Origin of the sequence: Mesorhizobium sp. LNHC252B00, assembly GCF_000502955.1 — a bacterium.
Classification (GTDB): domain Bacteria; phylum Pseudomonadota; class Alphaproteobacteria; order Rhizobiales; family Rhizobiaceae; genus Mesorhizobium.
Map to the genome: position 1 here is coordinate 1 of NZ_AYWO01000075.1, position 1,901 is coordinate 1,901.

The window sequence follows — 1,901 nt, forward strand, 5'->3', positions numbered from 1 at the left end:
TCCGACAACAGCAACGCTTTCAACTCACCCCTGCTCAGTCTAGCTTCTCGATTGGTCATGGCACTTCCCCTTCCACGGGAATCGGTGATTGCAACGTCACCAGCGTGCCATGGCCGCTTTCGCCTCAGCGCAACGACCGTTCTCTCTCCAAAACTTTTTGCAGAACCTTCAGGACACTATCCCGCGTCGCTTCGCTCCTTGCTTCGACCCAGGATGACGAAGCAACGGGCGTTTCGGCCAATCCCCAAGGCGTGCGACCTGCCAAGGTAAGCACCATCCGACCGGTCAAAAAATTTCCACGCCAAGTATCTGCGGTCACCTCAGCCGCCGGCGGCCGGAGTCTCCCAGCCGTCGACCCAGACCTGTCGCAACCGGTCGCCTTCGCCCTTGAACCGCAGCCCCGTCGCCTGGCAATCCTCGATCCGGTCGCTGCGGAAATTGCGGATCGCCTGGCGCAGCTCGCACCAGGCGACGATATTGGCGGTTTCGGCGTAATAGATCAGGGCGATCGGGCGGACGAGCCGCTCGGAGGCGCGGCCCATTTCGTCGCGATAGGAGAGGTCGAGCTTCTCCTCGTCGCGGATGGCGCGGCGCACCAGCGCCAGATCGATCGCGCCGGTCGAAGGCGCGGCGAACCCCCAGGCATGCAGCGCATTGGCGTCGAACGCTTGGCGCAAGGGTGGTGGCACCGCGCCGGCAATCTTGGCGCTGACGCGCTTGGCCGCCTGCTTGAGCTCGCTGTCCCCGGTGCGCTCCAGCAGCGCCAGTGACAGGACGATCGCCTCCATCTCCTCGATCGAAAACATCAGCGGCGGCAGGTCGAAGCCGGGGCGCAGTATATAGCCGATGCCGCGCCCGCCTTCGATCGGCACGCGCATCGCCTGCAGTGCCGCGATGTCGCGGTAGATCGAGCGCACCGTGACTTCCAGCCGCTCGGCAATCGTCGCCGCCGTCACCGGCTGCCGCGCCAACCGCATGATCTGGATGATCTCGAACAGGCGTGACGCCTTGCGCATTTTCACTCCGGCATCCGATCGCAACTGACACACCATAGTCAGTTGGGCTGACCTATAGGAGCGCCTATCGGGTTGAGAATCAACGCATTCCGCTGCGGCCGGGCCGGGCGAGGCGACGGGCAACTGACATGGATTACGCGGCAAATCTCTGGCTCTTCTGTCTCCTCCTTTTCGGCATCATCATCGTGCCGGGCATGGACATGCTTTTCGTGCTTGCCAATGCGTTGACCGGTGGCGGCAACAGGGGGCTGGCCGCGACAGGCGGCATCATGCTGGGCGGCATGGTGCACACGCTGAACGGCGCGCTCGGCGTCGGCCTGTTGATGCATTTCGTGCCGATCCTCTACAATCCGCTGCTGATTGCCGGCGCCGCCTACATGGCCTTCATAGGCCTGTCGCTGATGCGCAGCTCGATCAGGGTCGGCGCTGCGGGGCCTGCCGGCAGCCGTTCCGCATGGAAGGCGTTTCGCCAGGGGCTGGTGATCTGCCTGATCAATCCAAAGGCCTATCTCTTCGTCTTCGCGGTCTATCCGCAATTTCTGAAGCCGGCCTACGGTCCGATCTGGATCCAGGCTTCCATCATGGGATTGATGACGATCACCATGCAGTTTGCCGTCTATGGCGGGCTCGCCGTCACCGCCGGCCGCAGCCGAAATCTGCTGGTCGCCAATCCCCGGGCGACCGCCTTTGCCGGCCGGGCGGCCGGACTGCTCCTGGTTGCGGTCTCGGTATTCACGGCATGGGAAGGACTGAGAGCGGGGTAGGATATGGATTTCTTGCGAAGAGGACCCCACCCTAACCCTCCCCCTTGTGGGCAGGGCTATCGCATATGAGTAAAGAGCTTGAAGAGGAAGTCTCTGTTCCATCTGGCTCTTCGCATCTTGC

General features: G+C 62.9%; 2 protein-coding genes. One reads left to right on the forward strand and one right to left on the reverse strand.

All coding sequences use genetic code 11. From position 1 onward, the window contains the following. Positions 1-320 precede the first annotated feature (320 nt). Complete coding sequence (locus X744_RS139830; RefSeq protein ID WP_023763217.1) at positions 321-1,016, reverse strand: YafY family protein; 696 nt, start codon at positions 1,014-1,016, stop codon at positions 321-323. Positions 1,017-1,144: 128 nt separating this feature from the next. Here X744_RS139830 and X744_RS139825 point away from each other — a divergent pair, with 128 nt between their 5' ends. After that, positions 1,145-1,780: a LysE family translocator gene (locus X744_RS139825; RefSeq protein WP_023763218.1), complete on the forward strand. Its 636-nt coding sequence runs from the start codon at positions 1,145-1,147 to the stop codon at positions 1,778-1,780. The last annotated feature ends 121 nt before the right edge of the window (positions 1,781-1,901 follow it).

Excerpts from the sequence above, each read along its gene's own strand:
- X744_RS139830 (WP_023763217.1), bottom strand. The coding sequence starts at position 1,016 with ATGCGCAAGGCGTCACGCCTGTTCGAGATCATCCAGATCATGCGGTTG.
- X744_RS139825 (WP_023763218.1), top strand. The coding sequence starts at position 1,145 with ATGGATTACGCGGCAAATCTCTGGCTCTTCTGTCTCCTCCTTTTCGGC.